The organism is Atrimonas thermophila (genome assembly GCF_045864955.1).
Taxonomy (GTDB): Bacteria; Atribacterota; Atribacteria; order Atribacterales; family Thermatribacteraceae; genus Thermatribacter; species Thermatribacter velox.
The window spans coordinates 1,105,822-1,123,377 of record NZ_AP028803.1 but is presented as its reverse complement, the minus strand read 5'-3'; the positions used below and the strand labels follow the sequence as shown (position 1 = coordinate 1,123,377).

The following is a 17,556-nucleotide window of genomic DNA, read 5'->3' as shown; positions in this document are numbered from 1 at the left end:
TCTCAACCCTTTACCGCCCCAGCAACAATGCCCATTCTCACAAAGCGCTGAACAGTCAGGTACAGGAGGGCTGGTACCAATCCAGCGAATATGGTAGTTGCTGCCAACGCGCCAGGGTCAACAATCTCGCCACCATAAAGAAAGAATCCAATATGCAGAGGTAGAGTGTACTTATCAACATCGTTTATGAGGACTGTGGCAAAAATAACATCCCCCCAAGAAAGCACAAAGGAAAAAATGGCCACAGTGACCAGACCCGGAGCTGCCAGAGGGAGGGTAATCCTTAAAAAAGCCTGAAAGCGCGAACAGCCATCAACCATCGCTGCTTCATCGAGTTCCCGGGGTATACCCATAAAGTACCCGCTCAACATGTAGGTAGCGAAAGGTATGGTATAAGCAAGATGCACTATACTTAAACCAAACAGAGAATCAGTAAGACCTATTCTTTTTAAAATAAGAGTCATAGGAACCATCAGGATGAAAGGAGGAAAAACATACGCAAAAAGAATCAATGAAGAGGCAAACTTTTTGCCTGGGTAAACAAAACGTGCCAGGTTATAACCTGCAAGACTGGACACCACCATGGTAAAGGTTACCGCGAGAACCGAAACCCAAAGGGTATTCAAAAGGGGTCGGTTAATGGTTGAAGAAATAGTTAACGACACTCCAGTAACTTCTTCCATAGATATTTCGCCAGGGGCTAATTCTCTTTTCCCAGAAAAAATCTTCCTGAAATTGTTAAGAGTCAGATTGCTCGAGGGCGCCAGGTTCCAGGCCTCTTCCTCAGGGGAGAAGGCAGTTTTAATAATCCAGTAAACTGGTATAAAAATCCACAGAAGGAGGATCACACTGAAAATGATAATTTGAATATTTTTTGAAAAATTTCTTTTCCTCATTGCGAACCTCCCATCTGGCGAAGAGTGAAGAAGATGAGGATTGCAAATATGGGCAGAATGCTAACTGCATAGGCAGAAGCCAGAGGATAGTTTAATCCCAGCAAAAAGGCTATTTTGTAAGTAGCTATCGGAATGGTCAGCGTTGCATCGGCAGGGCCGCCTCCGGTCATCATCTTGGGAATAACAAAATCCCCCATGGTCCACATCAGCGAGAGACTGCAAACAATCCAGAATACAGGCTTCAGTATGGGGAGGGTAACATAGAGAAACTTTTGCCAGGAAGAAGCACCGTCGATGGAAGCGCTTTCATAGAGCTCTTCAGGTATGGCCTGCAAGCCCGCCAGAAAGCCGAGATAGAAAAAAGGCCATCCATGCCACACATTTACAAGGATTATGGAGGGCATAGCATATTCAAAGCCCAACCAGTGAATGGGCTTTAAACCAAATAAAGAGAGCAGAAAATTACCTATGCCTCGATAATCATAAATGAACCAGAAAAGAACAGCACAAATGAAAGGAGGAAGTGCCCAGGGTAGAATTGAAATAGCTCTTAGGAAGCCTCTCCCACGAAATTTTTGATTTAAAAAGACAGCCACTGCTAACCCGATTACTGCCTTAATGCCGACTGCTGGAAAAGCATAAAGAAAAGTGTTTTTTAAGCTCTTGTAAAAAAGCGCGTCCTTCAGGATGCGGGTAAAGTTTGCAAAACCAATAAAAACAGCTTCTCTGCCCAAAGGCATTTTATAAAAGCTCAGAGCAAATATATAAACAAGGGGTATTATCAAAACGAAAGTCAAAAAGAAAAGAGCCGGTAGAAGATAAAACCAGTCATCTAATCTTTTTAGAAGTCGCAAATTCATCAACCCCTTCTTGAGAGAAGGGGGATTACAATCCCCCTTCTCTCAAGTTTCCTGATTAGTTACTCTCCGTAATTTTCTTTGGCCATTTCCTTGAGTTTGGCATCGTATTCATCAATTAACTTGTCAGGATCTTCGCCTCGAACTACAGCTCGAATCACCATATCATTAATCATCCAACCGTTTTCAAAGTCTTCCATCACCGAAGTGGCTTCGCCAAGTGGATAGGTCATCGGCCATTCATCAAACTGGATGCGCATCGCCGCTTCATAGGGATCCATAAGCATTACCGGGTATTTTCCCTGTTTCCAGTTTTCGCTCAAAACCTGCATCTGGCTCTTAAAAATGGGCAGGTTGTAGAGCTGGGATTGTTCGCACCATCCCTGGCGATATTTTTCTTTATCACCAAGTATGACCATTAACGCTTCCTTGGCAAGGTCGGGGTTTTTGGTGGATTTAAAAATGAAATTCGACTCCTGACCTAAGTTGATGGGAAAGGCATCAGGAACTATCAGTGTTTTAGGAACCAACTCTGGTTTTCCAGTCATAATTGCATACCAGATGCTCATGGGGTTTGAAGTCATGGCCACTCTGCCATCCAGGAAAGCAAGGTTATTGGAAATATCCACCCACTCACCGGAGTCAGGAGGTGTAAGTCCTCTTTCGTAGATATCTTTAAAGAATGCAAAAACTCTCTTGGTAGCAGAACGATAGGGCTCTTGCCCAAATACCACTCCTTTGGAAGAACGCTCAGTCATCATACCTCCACCAAAACCGTACCAGTAAAGAAGAAAGGTCCAGGCACAGTCATAACCCGTTCCACCTAAGGGAAGACCAATTCCATAAACTCCTTCTTCTACACCGGTGAGTTTTTCTGCAGCTTGCACCACTTCTTCTTCGTTGTCAAAGGGTAAAAGATCCATTACTCCCGCCTTCTCAAAAAGGTCCTTACGGATATGGAGCCAAGTTATTTCCCAACCCATAGGAATAGCATAGATTTTTCCATTAATGGTGCCCATCTGGAGTATAACTTCAAAGAAATCATCTCGACCCAGCTGGTCAACAACATCATCAAGAGGCAAAAGGAGCCCTGATTCAGCAAATTTGGTATAGGGCATACCACCGATAACCATGTCGGGTTCGGTCCCTGAAGCAACAGCGGTAACCACTTTTGCTGCAATATCGCCCACTGGAATCCAGGTAATCTTGACGTCAATTCCCTTTTCCTGAGCCCATTCGTAAAGCACTGAATTTACCCAATAGGCCTGAGCAGGAGCAAAGGAAGCTCTTCCCCAGATGTTCAACTTAGGCTTTTCCTGGGCCAGAACAATACTTCCTACCAAAATCACACCGACTAAAACCAGCGTCAACAACATCCATTTCTTCCAGAACATCACAATCCCTCCTTCACGGCCAAAGAGTTAATCGAAAATAAAAGAGTTGACCAACAAGCGTTTTCCTCCTGATTCCACCTCCCTTTCAAAAGTTTATTGTATGTTCTCAAACATCTGGAGCAAGAAAAGCACTGAAGAGTCTGCTGCGTTTCCCGATACGTCATTAGTTGTAGGTTCTTTTATATGTAAATTGGCCTTTTAAAAATGATACGTTTTTATCTCTTCTGTGTCAACAAAAGTGAATTACAGGCTGACAAGGGTGAGAGAATCAAGCAACACGTGAGGAAGTTTTCTTCTGAAAGTAATTGCGCAGGAATATGGAAAGTGAGTTAAGAGAAAGAGTTATAACCAGAAGGACCACAATACCCGCTGCAGCGTTGGCGTGAAAGCCCTTTTGCGGACGCGATACCCAGTTAAAAATCTGAATGGGTAACGCAGTAAAAGGTGCGTTTAGACTATCAGGAAGGAAAGCAATGTAAGTTAAGGCTCCTATCATTATCAAAGGTGCGGTTTCTCCTATGGCGCGGGAAACAGCAAGAATCACTCCAGTGAGGATGCCCGGGATAGCCACTGGCAATACCTGATCTTTGATTACCTGCCAGCGAGTAGCTCCCAGAGCAAAAGCTGCCTCCCGCAGGGACAAGGGTACTGCGCGAATGGCTTCCCGCGTGGACACTATGATGATAGGTAACACCAGCAAAGTAAGAGTAAGCGCCCCTGCTAGAAGGCCCCGTCCCAGTCGCATGGTCCGCACAAATAGCTCGAGCCCTAAGATACCATATATGATAGAAGGCACTCCGGCCAAAGTAGAAACATTGATTTCTATGAGCTTGCTCAACCAATCTTTTCTCGAATATTCTTCAAGGTAAATACCCGCTCCAACACCCAGGGGCACTGAAAAGCAAATGGTTAAACCTACTACATAGATACTACCCACCAGAGCAGGTAATATACCAGCTCGTTCTGGGCGTCGGGAAGGGAAGCTGGTTAAAAATTGCCATCCAAGGCGAGGTATTCCATCATAAAAAACATCGATGAGAAGGACAAAAAGAGCTATAAGCGAAAGAAGTAAAGCACTTGTGGCCAGAATCAGAAAAATTTTTTCTTTAGTTTTTTTACGCTTCAAAAATAAATCCAGTTCTAAAGATTTGCTTTCACTCATAAGCTTCTCTGAACCTTTTGCGCAACCACTGGGCAACCAAATTAAGAATCAAAGTTAGCAAAAAGAGTACCATCCCAACTGCAAAGATGGTCTTATATTCAAGGCTTCCTGCAGGGGTGTCACCAAGACTAACCTGGACAATGTAGGCAGTCATGGTTTGAATGGGAACCAAAGGATTGAAGGTTAGCTGAGCCATTTGTCCGGCAGCAATGGTAACCAACATAGTTTCACCAATCGCACGGGAAATAGCCAGAATAAAAGAAGTGGTAATTCCTGAAAAAGCAGCCGGAACAACAACTTTAAGAGAAACCTCCATTTTGGTGGAGCCCAGAGCATATGCTGCTTCGCGCAAACCTTGAGGAACCACGTACATAGCGTCTTCGCTAAGAGAGGAAACGAGAGGCAATATCATGATACCCATAACTATTCCTGGAGAGAGTGCATTGAAACCCGAAAGAGAAGGTATTATCTTCTGCAAAAGGGGAGTGACGAAAAGCAGAGCAAAATACCCATACACCACAGTTGGTACTCCAGCCAGTATTTCCAGTATGGGTTTACAAATACGCCTTACCCGAGGGGAAGCATACTCACTCAAAAATATTGCAGTAAGCAATCCTAAAGGGCCTGCAACCAGCATAGCAATAAGAGAAGTGAGCAATGTTCCGCAAAGAAGAGGCAAGATACCGAAATGCTTATCATAAAAAAGAGGTGTCCACAGGGTATCAGTGAGAAATTCCAAAATCGAGACTTCCTGGAAAAAGCCAGCAGCTTCAAAAATCAGAACAAAGACGATTCCTAAAGTGGTAAAAATAGAAACCAAACTAAAAATAAAAAACACACTTTTGACAATTTGTTCCTTTCTTTTGGCTTGTAAGATAACTAAATCTTTATCCTTTTTCGAAGTTTTTCCCAACATCGTCTCCTGTTCACCTAAATGCCAGGAGATTATTCCTCCTGGCATTTAGGTAGTCTACCGAAAACAACTTTCTTTAAATTGTAGCCACTCCGGTTTTCATCTGTCAACCAAAGTCAGAGATTATTCTCCTTCCATCTGCAGAAGCTCCTCAATTGAAACTCCTACTTTCGCTCCTTGACTACCGAAAACAGTGCCAGTTTTGCGCTCTTCAAATCTCTTTAGAGCAAGCTCATAAACGCTATCGGGAAGGGCTACATAACCTATTTCTTCAACCAGCCATTTGGCATTCTCAAGATAGAAACGCACAAATTTTCGAACCTCTTCGCGGTCAGCGCTCGCTTTGTTGACGTAAATAAACAGAGGTCTGGAAAGTGGTTGATACAAACCTTTACTGATGGTCTCAAAAGTGGGTTCAATTGGTCCTTCTCCATTTTCGGCGACTCCATCATCAATAGGCACCACTTTTAGGACATCCTGGTTCTCCAAATAATAGGCGAAACCAAAGTAACCCAGGGCGTATTTATCTCTGGAAACTCCCTGTACCAGAACGTTATCGTCTTCACTGGCAATAAAATCTCCTCTGGATGCTCCAGCTTCTCCAACTATGGCTTCAGTGAAATAGTCAAAAGTACCCGAGTCTACGCCAGGACCAAACAAAGTTATTTTACCTTTTGGCCATTCTGGCCTTATATCACTCCAATAAAGGACTTTGCCCTGGGCCTCGGGTTCCCAGATCTTCTTCAATTCTTCAACCGTAAGGTAGTCCACCCAATCGTTCCCCGGATTAACCACTACAGCTATTCCATCAAATGCTATAGGCAACTCGATGTATTCAATGCCGTTTTCTTTGCAAAGCTCTATCTCGGAAGCCTTAATGGGCCGAGAAGCATCGTTAATGTCGATTTCACCTCGACAGAACCTCTTGAAGCCACCACCGGTTCCAGAAATGCCTACTACCACTTTAATATTGCGATTCTCCATCTGAAATTCCTCCGCCACCGCTTCGGTGATGGGGTAAATAGTGCTGGAACCATCTATGCTGACAATCTTGTCCGCAGCAGTTGCTACCTGCAAACTTAAAAATGCTGACAGTAATAAGGTCAAGACCAGGAAAAACCTCTTCATTTTTCAGACACCTCTTTCTTGTCTTTTTTGAAAGGTAAGAGTTTGTTTCCCAATAAAACACACTTCAAACAGACGCTCTGATCACTGCTTGGACCTTGAAACCTCTGCCCAAATTTCCTCCCCCCTTTCTCTTTTTGTCTCTTTGTTTCGAGAGGGAGTATACAGAAGTAAGATTAAAGCTTTTTAAAATGAGTGTAAAGTTTTCTTAATCTTTCGCGCACAAGGAATGGCAACAAAAAGTTTACAAAAGAGTTTGAAAAACCTACTTTAGCTTGCATTGCTGTCTTTAGAATGGTATAAAATTGAAAACTATTGTATAAGGGGGGTTTGTGTAATGAGAAAATTTGGGTTAATTTTTGTAACCTGCTTTTTGTTCGCCTTTCTGCTCTCTGCACTCGCCTACGCACAGGAGCCTATAAAAATAGGGGTAGTGATGGGGTTAACTGGCCCCTGGGCTTCCATTGACACACCGGCTCTCAATGGAGTAAAACTTGCTGCTGAAGAAATCAATAAGCAAGGAGGAGTTTTGGGAAGACCAATTGAACTCAAAGTGGTGGACACCAAAGCAGATGAGGGAGAAACCGTTGCTGCAGTAATCAGATTAATTGAAAACGAACAAGTTTCGGCACTCATTGGATACTGCGACACCCACTGGGTTAATATTGCAGCACCCCTTGCTCGTGAATATGGTGTTCCGTTCATAACTCCTGGTGCAACTCACCCCCGTATTCCTGAGCGTACAGGAGCCTGGCTGGCCTGTTTTGGAGACAATGCTCAAGCCGCTGCTATAGCGGAATACGCGGTCGAAGACCTGGGCCTCAAGCGAGGGGCAATCTGGGTAGATACCGCTGTTGATTTTTCGGTAGCCGTTTGTGCCTACTTCGCAGATGCCCTGAAAAACTATGGTGGAGAGGTGGTTTACGAAGACTACTTTGAAACCAGCTGGACTGATTTTTCAGGCATGGTAGCCCGGTTGAAAGAATATCAAGACCGGGGAGAAGTTGACTTTGTATACGTAGGAGCCATTCCTTCCAACTGCGGTCTAATAGCCAAGCAACTTCGTGAAGGCGGTGTAACCATACCTATTTTTGGTGAAGACGGCTTTGATACACCTCTTCTGGTAGAAACTGGTGGCGAATACGCCGAAGGCGTCATTTTCGCTACCCACATGTCTTTGGAAGATCCTGATCCCCTGATTCAGGAGTTCAAAAAGAACTATGAAGCAATGTTCGGCAATCCCCCTGAGAATGCCTTCGCAGCACTGGGCTACGATGCGATGAAAGTTCTTGCGAAAGCCATTGAAATTGTAGGCACTGACGACCCTGCCAAAATTCCGGAAGGCTTAGCCCAGATCAAAGGCTTCAAAGGTGTATCAGGAGTTATTTCTTACGAGGAGGGAAGCCAGGTTCCGAACAAATCAGTGGCAGTGATAGAAGTACAAAATGGGAAGTTTGTAACCATAAAGCAGGTAACTCCCAAGTATCTCCCGGATCCCAAAATAGCCAAATAAGTCTACTATTAAAGCAACCGGAAGGGATGGGTATCCCCTTCCGGTTGCTAACAAAGGTGAAACGATGGACCAACTAATACTGAAAGTAGAAAACTTATGGAAACATTTTGGAGGAATAACAGCCGTAAGTGGTTATGAGCTTGAATTACCAAAAGGAGCAGTGTTTGGCCTTATCGGACCCAATGGTGCCGGTAAAACAACCATATTTAACCTCATAAGCGGTGTTTTGAAACCGGATAAAGGTAAAATCCTGTTTAAAGGGAAAGATATTACCCATACTCGTCCTGACACCATCGCTTCAATGGGGTTAACCCGCACTTTTCAAAATCTTCGTCTCTTTCCCAGTTTAACTGTGGAAGAGAACCTTAAAGTTGCTGCACACATTCACACCTCCTACAGCTTTATCCACACCCTGCTCAGTTTGCCTCGCCTTTATAGTGAAGAGAGAAAAACTCTTGAGCGAGTGGAAACCATACTGGAGCTTTTTGACATGCAGGCACAGCGCAACGAAATCGCTTCTAATCTTCCCTATGGCTTGCAGAGAAAACTGGATATTGCCAGAGCACTTATGACCGACCCAGAAGTGCTCCTGCTCGACGAACCTTCGGCGGGCATGAACACTCAGGAAGCCGAAGAGTTAGCGCTGACTATTAAGAAAATTAAAGAAGAGCTTGACTTAACGATGATCATTGTGGAACATCGTATGCCGTTTGTAATGGGACTTGCTGAGACTATACAAGTTCTGGATTATGGCTCGGTAATTGCGGTGGGTCCACCTTCTGAAATTCAGAAAAACCCGAAAGTAATCGAAGCTTATCTTGGGGCTGGTGATGTCGTTGCTTGAACTCAAAAACGTAGGGGTAAAGTACGGAGTCATTCCTGCCATCCAGAGGATAAATTTAAAGGTGAAGCAGGGGCAAATTGTGTCGTTAATTGGAGCAAATGGAGCAGGAAAAACAACGACTTTGAAGAGTGTTGTGGGCGTTTTGAAGCCTTTCCAGGGACAGATTTTCTATCAGGGAGAAGAAATAACCAGTAAACCCACCCCCTGGAGGGTACGCAAGGGAATATGTTTGGTGCCTGAAGGACGGGGTATTTTTAATCGACTCTCGGTAAAAGAAAATCTACTTATCGGTGCCTACCACCGCCAGAATGAAGCAGAAATTCAGAAAGACCTTGAGATGGTCTATAACCTCTTTCCTCGTCTCAAAGAGCGTGAAAACCAGATTGCTGGAACCCTAAGCGGTGGAGAACAGCAAATGCTTGCCCTGGGCAGGGGGTTGATGTCTCGTCCCCAGTTGATGCTACTTGATGAACCTTCGCTGGGTCTTGCTCCACTGGTGGTCAAGGAACTTTATGAGCTCATTCAAGAAATTCGCAAAAAGGGAGTGACTATTCTCCTTGTGGAACAGAACGCTGTTATGGCCATTAAAGTCTCTGACTACGTTTATGTTCTCGAGACGGGAGAGGTGAAGATGGAAGGACCCCCGGAAGAAATTGAGTCGCTTGAAGATGTAAGACGAGTTTATCTGGGAGGATAAACACCATGTTTTCGATTGGTTATCTGGCACAGCAAAGCATGAACGGGGTTATATTGGGATGTATTTACGCACTGCTTGCTCTTGGAATGACTGTAGTATATGGCATTTTGAGGTTGATAAACTTTGCCCATGGAGCCCTGATCACACTGGGAGCATTCTTTTTCTACTTTGTTTTCTTTAAAGCAGGTCTTCCTTTTGTTGCTACCGTTTTTTTGCTTCTGGGTTTTGGAGGCGTAATGGGCATAGTGCTTGATACTGTGGCATACAGGAAACTTCGAGGAGGACCCGAAGTCGCTTTGTTAATTACTTCTCTCGGTTTTTATACCTTTATAGAGAATTTCATGAAAATGTTAGTCTCACCTCAACCCTATGCATTCAAAGTACCCCAATACCTGGTGACTCTCCACCGTACTTCTTATCTCACCTTTCGCACCATCGATATTTTTATTATCGTTGCTTCGATTCTCATTATGTCACTTTTTCAATTTTTTGTGAAATACAGTAAAATGGGCATCGCTATGCGAGCAACCAGCGAAAACCTTGAAGTGGCTGAAATAATGGGTATTGAGATTAACAAAGTTATTTCCATTGCATTTCTCATTGGGTCGGCAATAGCCGCCTTCACTGGTTTTATGTGGGGTGCCAAGTATGGGCAGATATCATACGATATGGGTTTTCTAACTGGAGTTAAGGCTTTCGTGGCAGTCGTGGTTGGTGGAGTAGGCAGTATTCCTGGAGCAATGCTGGGAGGATTCATTCTGGGTCTTGCCGAGATACTTTCCATCGCCTTTTTACCAACCACTTTCGCTGAGTATCGGGATGCCATCGTTTTCGCCATACTTATTATGGTTCTGCTGGTACGTCCCTCTGGCATAATGGGAATAAAAGAAGAGGTAAGAGCATGAAGAAAAAAAAGGTTCCAACTGAGATCTGGTTCATCGTTGGTGGGCTGTTGCTTTTTTTAGCCCTTTTTGGTGCTACCAGGCTTTTAAACCGCTATATCCTGCACATAGTAATTCTGATTGGCATTTATTCCATCGCTACGGTGAGTCTGAATCTTACAAATGGCTATACTGGTCTTTTTTCGCTTGGGCATGCAGCCTTTATGGCTGTTGGAGCCTACACATCGACCCTCCTCACTTTTCCTCTTACTTTGCGCAAGGCTTATGAACTACCTTTATTGCCTTCTTTGCTTGGTGGTCCCGAGGCTGCCTGGCCCTTTCTGCCTGCACTCATTGCTGGTGGGCTCATGGCTTCCTTTTGTGCCATTTTGATAGGTGCTCCTGTTCTGCGCTTAAGAGGGCACTACCTCTCGGTAGCTTCTCTTGGATTTATGGTAATTGTGGTTACCTTGGCTAAAACCCTCCGAGGTATCACCAGGGGATCCATGGGTATTAATGCCATACCGTCTTATACCAACATTTACTGGACCTATCTGTGGCTGCTTGTAACCATTTATGTCGTGTGGCGTGTTGTTAACTCCCGCTTCGGAAGAGCGATGATTGCCATCCGGGAGGACGAGGTAGCTGCCCAAGTCCTCGGTATCTATCCCATGAAATACAAACTCCTTTCCTTTGTAATTGGCGCTTTTTTTGCTGGAGTAGCAGGAGGACTTTACGCTCACTTTACCAAAGCGATTCGGCCTTTTGAATTCTCTTTCTTTCTCACCTTTCAAATAGTGGTTATGTTGATTATTGGGGGCATGGGCACTATGAGTGGTCCTGTGGTAGGCGCTGCTTCTCTCATTGCATTGCGCTATGCACTCAAGCCTGTCGAAGAACACTTTAAGCTCTACGGTTTTATCGAACTGGTTTACGCAATTCTTCTCATAGTGATAATGCTCTGGAAACCCGAAGGGATCATGGGAAAAAGATTGAAAAGATGAGGGGGTTCCACCATGGAAAAAAAAGTTTTTCATCCTGAAATGAATTACTCAGATTTCAAAGAAAATCGCTTTGACAAAGCCATTCTGGCCGTGGGTTCCGCTGAAAACCATGGCTTCCACTTGCCCTTTGGAACTGACACCCTGGTAGCTCAGGCTTTAGCAATGGAAGTTGCCAAAAGGGTAGAGGGAATGCTGGTGCTTCCACCTATTCCTTATGGGGTCAGTTTTCATTACCAGGATTTTCCGTTTACGCTCACTCTGCGCCCGGAAACCCTGATTGAAGTACTCAAGGACGTTCTTACTTCCACTATTGAGCAAGGCATAAACAGAATCATAATTCTCAACGGGCACGATGGAAACATTGCACCTCTTGAAGTTGCATCACGGACCATCAAAGTTAAACATCCTGACGCAGTAATTGCTGTTCTGGACGCCTGGTGGGTAAAAGCTGGCGAACTGCTTCCCAAGGATACCTTTGAAGTCTGGGATGGTTTGGGGCATGCCGGAGAAGGCGAAAGCTCCATCATGCTCTTTCTATACCCACAATTCTGTCGTATGGAAAACGCAAGGGGTGTGGTACCTGAGTTACCCGAGGGACCAGATATCAAATGGAAATTTAACGAACTAACCCCCTACGGGGCAACAGGAGATCCCACAAAAGCCACTGTCGAGAAGGGTCAGAAAATGTTTGAAGCCCTGGTTAGCTATGTGGTCTCTTTCATCAGAGAGATGGACAGAGAAGGCTGGAGATATGGCTTGAAGAAAAAGATATAAAGGAGGCAACAGTGGTGGAGGTTCCCTGGGTATCTATTGAGATGTTACCTCAGTATGTGGGTAAAAAAGTGGAAATCCGAGGATGGCTTGCCAATAAGCGCTCCAGCGGGAAAATTGCTTTCCTGATTTTACGCGATGGTACTGGTTTCCTACAAGCCACTGCCTTTGCAGGTGAGCACTTCGACAGCGAAGAGGTTAAAAACCTGAAGCGTATACCTCTTGAGTCTTCCCTGATAGTCCAGGGTAGAGTAAAGGAAGAAAAAAGAGCCATCGGGGGCTACGAACTGGAACTCGAAAAGGTAGAAATTATCTCTGAAGCCGAGGACTATCCCATCCAGAAAAAGGAACATTCCATAGAATTTCTGATGGAAAATCGACACCTCTGGCTACGTTCGCGCAAACAAAATGCCATTCTACGTGTTCGCAACCAGGTCATAATGGCTATTCACCACTTCTTTCAGGAACGAGGGTTTACCCTCATTGACCCACCCATTCTTACTCCTGCAGCTTGTGAAGGAACCACCACACTTTTTGCCCTGGACTACTTTGACCTGGGGAAAGCTTACCTCTCACAGAGTGGGCAGCTTTATATGGAAGCAGCTTGCATGGCTTTTGGTAAGGTGTACTGTCTTGCTCCCACTTTTCGAGCTGAAAAATCCAAAACCCGCAGACACCTTACGGAATTCTGGATGGTAGAACCGGAAGTGGCCTTTTACAACTGGGAAGACAACATGGAACTGCAGGAGGAATTTGTTTCTTTTGTGGTGCAAACGGTGCTTGAGAAATGTCCACGTGAACTGGAAGTTCTGGAAAGAGATTTAAAGCCCCTGGAGCGAGTCGTTCCTCCTTTTCCCCGTATCTCTTATGACGAAGCTTTACGCATACTTAATAGAAAAGGTTTTCGGATTGAGTGGGGAAATGACTTTGGAGGCGACGAAGAAACAGCCATTTCCGAAGAATTTGACCGTCCAGTATTTATTCACCATTACCCCAAAAAGGTGAAAGCCTTTTATATGCAGCCTGACCCTGAAAACCCAGAACTGGTCCTCAACGACGACCTGATAGCTCCTGAGGGCTATGGCGAAATAATCGGTGGGAGTGAGCGCATCCACGACCTTAATTTGCTTAAAGAGCGTATTAAAGAACACCATCTTCCCGAAGAAGTATTTGACTGGTATTTGGACTTGCGACGGTTCGGGAGTTGTCCCCATTCAGGTTTTGGCTTAGGAGTGGAGCGGACTGTGGCCTGGATATGCGGCATTCATCACATCCGTGAAGCAATCCCCTTCCCCCGCCAGATTTACCGGCTTTATCCCTAAAAACTGCTTTGGCCCATCCGGGCCAAAGCAGTTATACCCACTTTTACCTAAGGAGTAACTGTACAGGCTGGAAGACTTGCAATCGTGCTAAATTGATTACCGGCTGCATCCTGGATATTCATCAGGGGGTTATAGATAAAAATTACCACTATCTGGTCACCGGCAACCAACTGGTCGCTCATCCAGTTACCGGTTAAAGTCACCGTTTGATTATCAGCTCCCAGTGTAACCTGGGTTACATTAAAGACTGAGCTACCAGGACATACCGTGCAACCCACATTCCAAAAAGTGGGTGTTTCAAAAAGGTTGACATCGCCTACGGTAACCGGCTCGTTAAACTGAACTGTAATGGTCGGTGCATCCCCTAAGGGGGTGTCCGCTTTGGCAGAGCAAGAAAGGAGATAAGGCGGAGTTATATCTACTACAATCTGGAACTGAGTCTGGGTGCTTTCAGAAAGTCCCCCTGCTTCTGCCGTGAAGCCAAAAGTAAAAGTACCTTCAGTAGTTCCACTGGTCCAGGCCCAGGTAAAGCTTCCTGCATCGTCGGTGGTAGTGCTATCAAGGAGTGTTCCATTTAGGTATATTCTTATGATGGCATTGGCCGGCCCACTTCCGGTGAAAGTAACCGTGATGCCACTCTGTATGGAATCACCACTTTGCAGATTTCTCACTCCATCGTTCACAGTGATTAGCTGAGGTGCCTGGGTCTGATTAGGAGTAGGCGGAGTGGTAGTTCCCGAAGGAGCACACCCCGCAAGCAAAGCCAGAAACGCGGCCAGAAAAGCAAAAACTAATATTCTTTTCATAAGTCTTTCCCCCTTTTGAGATTCGATGATTTTATTTTACTCCTTTACACCTTAAGAAGCAAGCCTCCATAGGCTATAAAACGCTTCTAAAGCCCTTTGAGAGTAAAAAGAAAATCTATGCTTGGAAAAGTCTTTTCCAGTTGACAAACCCCATTGAAAGTGCTACTCTTAGTGCAAGCTTGCGCAAGCTGTAACTTTTAATATTTCAGGAGGTTTGTATTTCAATGGCAACAGGTAAGGTCAAATGGTTTAATGCCCAGAAGGGTTACGGGTTCATCGAATCCGACGAAGGCGGAGACGTTTTCGTCCACTATTCTGCTATTGAAGGAAGCGGTTTCAAAACTCTCGAACAAGACCAGCTGGTTGAATTCGAAGTCCAGCAAGGGACCAAAGGTCCTCAGGCAGTAAAGGTTCGTAAGCTGAGTTAAGAAGAAAAGCGTGTTACAAATTAAAAACGAGTGATAAAAAAACCCGGGCATCCCAAAGCCCGGGTTTTTGTTACAACACTAAATCCTGCCTTCAAAAAACTTTTTGCAAAATTCACCTTTTTACCAGCAACTATACATGCTGGTTGTTCATGGTAAAAAGAGCCGGCTGGTGAAAATAGGCTTCACTCAGGTAACGTTTCATCATGCGGTGGCTGTTAAAATAAGGAGCCAACTTGCCGATAGCGTTTTTCATCAATCGTATCCAGTGCTCCCGATGATTATAGAAAACAGGTAAGATGGCATATTCAAGCTTTCCATAAAAATCTTCAACTTCTCTCCGAGCTTCGTTATCAGTCTTTTCGTCAGGCAGAGAACCAATGGACCAGCCAGTTATACCTTCAAGACAACCTTCAATCCACCATCCATCCAGAACGCTGAAATGGAGAACACCATTGTGAGCTGCTTTCATACCACTGGTTCCCGAAGCCTCAAATGGTTTCTGGGGTGTGTTCAACCAGAGATCCACCCCAGAAACCATTTTTTTGGCAATTTCAAGATCATAATCCTCCAGAAAAGCGATTTTAAGATGAGGATGCAATTCCTTTGCTTGCTTAAAAATTTCCTGAATAAGCCGTTTGCCTTCCCAGTCCTGGGGATGTGCTTTACCCGCAAAAATTACTTGAAAAGGTTGCCTTTCAACGATCCTGATGAGTCTTTCTCGATCTGCAAAAATGAAGGTAGGACGCTTGTAAGCCGTCATTCTTCTTGCAAAACCTACAGTGAAAACTTCTTCCTCCATGAGTATCCCGGTTTTCTCATAGACCAGGTCAATAAGACTTTTCTTTTCTCTCTGGTGAGCCCTCCACAAAAGCTCATCAGGAATTACGTCTACACGAGCCAGAAGTTCAGGTTCGTGCGCCCATCCCGGAATGTAGCGGTCGTAGAGTTCCCGGAAAGCTGGTGAAGTCCAGGTAAAAGTGTGCACACCGTTGGTTATGGAGTGAATCACATAACCAGGAAACATGTTGCGAGAAACCTCACTATGTCTTTTGGCTACACCATTGACATAACCACTGAGATTCAAAGCTAAAAGAGTCATGTTAAGCTCGTCTTTACCACCCAACTTTTTAAGCAAGTCAATGGACAATGGTTCGCCAAGGACTTCTCGAACCAGGTCATAGGAAAATCTGTCGTGTCCAGCTTCAACTGGAGTATGAGTGGTAAAAACGCAGAGATTCCTTACCTCTCGTAAGCATGCTTTTTCTTCTTTTTGACAGCTCACTTCGCCCCTTAGAAGTTCCAGAGCAAGCAAGGCAGCGTGGCCCTCGTTGATGTGGTACTTGCGCACCGAAAGCTCCAGTGCCTTAAGCATTCTCACACCACCAATGCCCAGAACGATTTCCTGCTTGAGTCGATAACGCCTGTCACCTCCATAAAGATAATGGGTTATGGTCCTGTCACCTTCTGCATTTTCTGGCAAATCGGTATCGAGAAAAATTACTGGTACCTTACCACCGGTGACGCTCCTCCACACATAAACCCAGGCACCAACCACAACTTCTCGCCCTTCGATGGTAACCCTGACTTTCTGTGGGAGAGGGGTTAACAAACGTTCAACATCCCAGACGACAGGATGTTCTATTTGATTACCGTCTGGAGTAAGTTCCTGACGAAAATAGCCCTTACGGTGAAGGAGAGTAATCGCCACAAAAGGCAAGGAGAGGTCAGCAGCAGAACGCACTGTGTCTCCAGCAAGAACACCCAAACCTCCACTATAGGTTGGTATTTCTTTGAAAAGAGCTATTTCCATGGAGAAATAAGCAATGATTTCTTCTTCCTTCAAATAGTTAAGAATTTCCATAAGATTTCCTCACCTTCCTGTTGAGCCAAGCCCGCCTATTCCTCTCAGAGAAGAAGACAAAACCTGAGCTTCAACTATGATCACTCGTGGCACCTCACGCAGCGCACCCTGAGCTATTCTATCTCCCTTCTTAATCTGATAGGGGTCATCTCCTAAATTAAACAGCCTGACAAACCAGCTTCCCCTGTAACCAGAGTCAATGGTACCAGGATGGATAACAATACCGTGCTTGATACCCATGCCACTCCGAGGGCGAAGAACTACCTCATAACCCGGCGGGAACTCAGAAGCTATTTTGAGGTCTATTACAGCGCTGCCTCCAGGAAGGATAACCACGTCTTCAGGACTGAAAATATCAAAACAAGCATCATCAGGATATGCAAAACGTGGTAAAACGACATCCTGAGCAAGTCTTTTGAAGCGTATAACGACCTCTTTCTTCATCTTAACCTCCATTTTTACTAACAGAATTTATCCTGAGAAAACTTTTTTGTCAAGCTTGGCAAAGCTTGTTGCATAAACGCTATTTGAGTTAGAATAATAAAAAGAATTGAAGATTACCTGACTATGGGAAAAATACTGTATTTTAATAGCCCTACTCAAGGAAGACTGTCTTTTGAGGAAGTAGTTAATTCGATTATATCGTTCATGCGGGAAGACCCCGATGTTTCCTATCGCCTTATAATCGGGACTGATTCCCGTGAGCACCGGGAAGGCTCTTCCATTCAGGCTTTCGTAACAGCTTTGATTATCCACAGGATAGGGTTCGGTGGTCGATATTTCTGGAGAAAAACTTTTCGCAGAGGAACCCGAAGCATAAGAGAGAAAATATACGCCGAAGCCATGCTCTCACTGGAAGTTTCACAACAGTTCCTGCAAATTTTTAACAATCTGTTTCAGGATGAACTTTCAGATTACAAGATAGAAATTCATGTGGACGTGGGTAACAATGGTCCCACCCGACACCTTATTCGCGAGCTGGTGGGCATGATCGAAAGTTTTGGCTTCATTGCTCGTGTGAAGCCAGAATCCTTCGGGGCTTCACGTGTTGCACACCGCCATACTTGAGAGGAAGAAACCCG

Annotated in this window: 18 protein-coding genes; 9 read left to right on the top strand and 9 right to left on the bottom strand. The window is 44.8% G+C overall.

Going from position 1 to position 17,556, the window contains the following annotated elements; all coding sequences use genetic code 11:
* Window positions 1-2 precede the first annotated feature (2 nt).
* The 6 genes from ACKTT1_RS05890 to ACKTT1_RS05865 all read right to left on the bottom strand — a co-directional run bounded on the left by ACKTT1_RS05890 (window position 3) and on the right by ACKTT1_RS05865 (window position 6,350).
* Window positions 3-896: a carbohydrate ABC transporter permease gene (locus tag ACKTT1_RS05890; RefSeq protein WP_369019208.1), complete on the bottom strand. Its 894-nt coding sequence runs from the start codon at window positions 894-896 to the stop codon at window positions 3-5.
* A complete protein-coding gene (locus ACKTT1_RS05885; protein ID WP_369019209.1) occupies window positions 893-1,756 on the bottom strand; it encodes a carbohydrate ABC transporter permease in 864 nt (287 codons plus the stop codon). The genes ACKTT1_RS05890 and ACKTT1_RS05885 overlap by 4 nt, the downstream gene beginning before the upstream one ends.
* A gap of 59 nt (window positions 1,757-1,815) precedes the next feature.
* The gene (locus ACKTT1_RS05880) at window positions 1,816-3,147 is read right to left on the bottom strand and encodes an ABC transporter substrate-binding protein (RefSeq protein ID WP_369019210.1); all 1,332 of its coding nucleotides are present in this window, start codon (window positions 3,145-3,147) and stop codon (window positions 1,816-1,818) included.
* Between the two features lie 268 nt (window positions 3,148-3,415).
* Complete coding sequence (pstA, locus tag ACKTT1_RS05875; RefSeq protein ID WP_412710514.1) at window positions 3,416-4,309, bottom strand: phosphate ABC transporter permease PstA; 894 nt, start codon at window positions 4,307-4,309, stop codon at window positions 3,416-3,418.
* Window positions 4,302-5,225, bottom strand: coding sequence for a phosphate ABC transporter permease subunit PstC (pstC, locus tag ACKTT1_RS05870; protein WP_412710513.1), 924 nt, complete (start codon window positions 5,223-5,225; stop codon window positions 4,302-4,304). The genes pstA and pstC overlap by 8 nt, the downstream gene beginning before the upstream one ends.
* Before the next feature lie 120 nt (window positions 5,226-5,345).
* Window positions 5,346-6,350 carry a PstS family phosphate ABC transporter substrate-binding protein gene (locus ACKTT1_RS05865; RefSeq protein ID WP_412710512.1) on the bottom strand — a complete coding sequence of 335 codons (1,005 nt, stop codon included), beginning with the start codon at window positions 6,348-6,350 and terminating at the stop codon, window positions 5,346-5,348.
* 334 nt (window positions 6,351-6,684) lie between these two features.
* Between ACKTT1_RS05865 and ACKTT1_RS05860 the strand changes: the two genes are divergently transcribed.
* From ACKTT1_RS05860 to asnS, 7 genes are all read left to right on the top strand, one after another.
* Window positions 6,685-7,860 (top strand): ABC transporter substrate-binding protein, encoded by a 1,176-nt coding sequence (locus tag ACKTT1_RS05860; protein ID WP_412710511.1) that lies wholly within the window; start codon window positions 6,685-6,687, stop codon window positions 7,858-7,860.
* Window positions 7,861-7,924: 64 nt separating this feature from the next.
* On the top strand, window positions 7,925-8,704 hold the full coding sequence (locus tag ACKTT1_RS05855; RefSeq protein WP_412710510.1) for an ABC transporter ATP-binding protein: 780 nt from the start codon (window positions 7,925-7,927) through the stop codon (window positions 8,702-8,704).
* The gene (locus tag ACKTT1_RS05850; RefSeq protein WP_412710509.1) at window positions 8,691-9,401 is read left to right on the top strand and encodes an ABC transporter ATP-binding protein; all 711 of its coding nucleotides are present in this window, start codon (window positions 8,691-8,693) and stop codon (window positions 9,399-9,401) included. The genes ACKTT1_RS05855 and ACKTT1_RS05850 overlap by 14 nt, the downstream gene beginning before the upstream one ends.
* A gap of 5 nt (window positions 9,402-9,406) precedes the next feature.
* Window positions 9,407-10,306, top strand: coding sequence for a branched-chain amino acid ABC transporter permease (locus ACKTT1_RS05845; protein WP_412710508.1), 900 nt, complete (start codon window positions 9,407-9,409; stop codon window positions 10,304-10,306).
* On the top strand, window positions 10,303-11,286 hold the full coding sequence (locus tag ACKTT1_RS05840) for a branched-chain amino acid ABC transporter permease (RefSeq protein ID WP_412710507.1): 984 nt from the start codon (window positions 10,303-10,305) through the stop codon (window positions 11,284-11,286). The genes ACKTT1_RS05845 and ACKTT1_RS05840 overlap by 4 nt, the downstream gene beginning before the upstream one ends.
* A 12-nt stretch (window positions 11,287-11,298) precedes the next feature.
* Window positions 11,299-12,060 (top strand): creatininase family protein, encoded by a 762-nt coding sequence (locus tag ACKTT1_RS05835; RefSeq protein WP_412710506.1) that lies wholly within the window; start codon window positions 11,299-11,301, stop codon window positions 12,058-12,060.
* Window positions 12,061-12,101: 41 nt separating this feature from the next.
* Window positions 12,102-13,379, top strand: coding sequence for an asparagine--tRNA ligase (asnS, locus tag ACKTT1_RS05830; protein WP_412710558.1), 1,278 nt, complete (start codon window positions 12,102-12,104; stop codon window positions 13,377-13,379).
* Between the two features lie 47 nt (window positions 13,380-13,426).
* On the opposite strand, the gene ACKTT1_RS05825 is transcribed toward asnS, so the two are convergent.
* Window positions 13,427-14,185, bottom strand: coding sequence for a hypothetical protein (locus tag ACKTT1_RS05825; RefSeq protein ID WP_412710505.1), 759 nt, complete (start codon window positions 14,183-14,185; stop codon window positions 13,427-13,429).
* Window positions 14,186-14,409: 224 nt separating this feature from the next.
* Here ACKTT1_RS05825 and ACKTT1_RS05820 point away from each other — a divergent pair, with 224 nt between their 5' ends.
* A complete protein-coding gene (locus tag ACKTT1_RS05820) occupies window positions 14,410-14,613 on the top strand; it encodes a cold-shock protein (RefSeq protein WP_369019222.1) in 204 nt (67 codons plus the stop codon).
* A 130-nt stretch (window positions 14,614-14,743) separates the two neighbouring features.
* Here ACKTT1_RS05820 and glgP read toward each other — a convergent pair whose 3' ends face one another.
* Window positions 14,744-16,474 carry an alpha-glucan family phosphorylase gene (gene glgP / locus ACKTT1_RS05815; RefSeq protein WP_412710504.1) on the bottom strand — a complete coding sequence of 577 codons (1,731 nt, stop codon included), beginning with the start codon at window positions 16,472-16,474 and terminating at the stop codon, window positions 14,744-14,746.
* 9 nt (window positions 16,475-16,483) lie between these two features.
* Entirely contained in the window at window positions 16,484-16,918 is a 435-nt protein-coding gene (dut, locus tag ACKTT1_RS05810; RefSeq protein ID WP_412710503.1) for a dUTP diphosphatase, read from the bottom strand.
* Between the two features lie 123 nt (window positions 16,919-17,041).
* On the opposite strand from dut, the gene ACKTT1_RS05805 reads away from it, so the two are divergent.
* The gene (locus ACKTT1_RS05805) at window positions 17,042-17,542 is read left to right on the top strand and encodes a ribonuclease H-like YkuK family protein (RefSeq protein WP_369019224.1); all 501 of its coding nucleotides are present in this window, start codon (window positions 17,042-17,044) and stop codon (window positions 17,540-17,542) included.
* The last annotated feature ends 14 nt before the right edge of the window (window positions 17,543-17,556 follow it).

Coding starts and splice junctions, on each gene's coding strand:
- ACKTT1_RS05890 (WP_369019208.1), bottom strand. CDS start 896: ATGAGGAAAAGAAATTTTTCAAAAAATATTCAAATTATCATTTTCAGT.
- ACKTT1_RS05885 (WP_369019209.1), bottom strand. CDS start 1,756: ATGAATTTGCGACTTCTAAAAAGATTAGATGACTGGTTTTATCTTCTA.
- ACKTT1_RS05880 (WP_369019210.1), bottom strand. CDS start 3,147: ATGTTCTGGAAGAAATGGATGTTGTTGACGCTGGTTTTAGTCGGTGTG.
- pstA (WP_412710514.1), bottom strand. CDS start 4,309: ATGAGTGAAAGCAAATCTTTAGAACTGGATTTATTTTTGAAGCGTAAA.
- pstC (WP_412710513.1), bottom strand. CDS start 5,225: ATGTTGGGAAAAACTTCGAAAAAGGATAAAGATTTAGTTATCTTACAA.
- ACKTT1_RS05865 (WP_412710512.1), bottom strand. CDS start 6,350: ATGAAGAGGTTTTTCCTGGTCTTGACCTTATTACTGTCAGCATTTTTA.
- ACKTT1_RS05860 (WP_412710511.1), top strand. CDS start 6,685: ATGAGAAAATTTGGGTTAATTTTTGTAACCTGCTTTTTGTTCGCCTTT.
- ACKTT1_RS05855 (WP_412710510.1), top strand. CDS start 7,925: ATGGACCAACTAATACTGAAAGTAGAAAACTTATGGAAACATTTTGGA.
- ACKTT1_RS05850 (WP_412710509.1), top strand. CDS start 8,691: ATGTCGTTGCTTGAACTCAAAAACGTAGGGGTAAAGTACGGAGTCATT.
- ACKTT1_RS05845 (WP_412710508.1), top strand. CDS start 9,407: ATGTTTTCGATTGGTTATCTGGCACAGCAAAGCATGAACGGGGTTATA.
- ACKTT1_RS05840 (WP_412710507.1), top strand. CDS start 10,303: ATGAAGAAAAAAAAGGTTCCAACTGAGATCTGGTTCATCGTTGGTGGG.
- ACKTT1_RS05835 (WP_412710506.1), top strand. CDS start 11,299: ATGGAAAAAAAAGTTTTTCATCCTGAAATGAATTACTCAGATTTCAAA.
- asnS (WP_412710558.1), top strand. CDS start 12,102: ATGTTACCTCAGTATGTGGGTAAAAAAGTGGAAATCCGAGGATGGCTT.
- ACKTT1_RS05825 (WP_412710505.1), bottom strand. CDS start 14,185: ATGAAAAGAATATTAGTTTTTGCTTTTCTGGCCGCGTTTCTGGCTTTG.
- ACKTT1_RS05820 (WP_369019222.1), top strand. CDS start 14,410: ATGGCAACAGGTAAGGTCAAATGGTTTAATGCCCAGAAGGGTTACGGG.
- glgP (WP_412710504.1), bottom strand. CDS start 16,474: ATGGAAATTCTTAACTATTTGAAGGAAGAAGAAATCATTGCTTATTTC.
- dut (WP_412710503.1), bottom strand. CDS start 16,918: ATGAAGAAAGAGGTCGTTATACGCTTCAAAAGACTTGCTCAGGATGTC.
- ACKTT1_RS05805 (WP_369019224.1), top strand. CDS start 17,042: ATGGGAAAAATACTGTATTTTAATAGCCCTACTCAAGGAAGACTGTCT.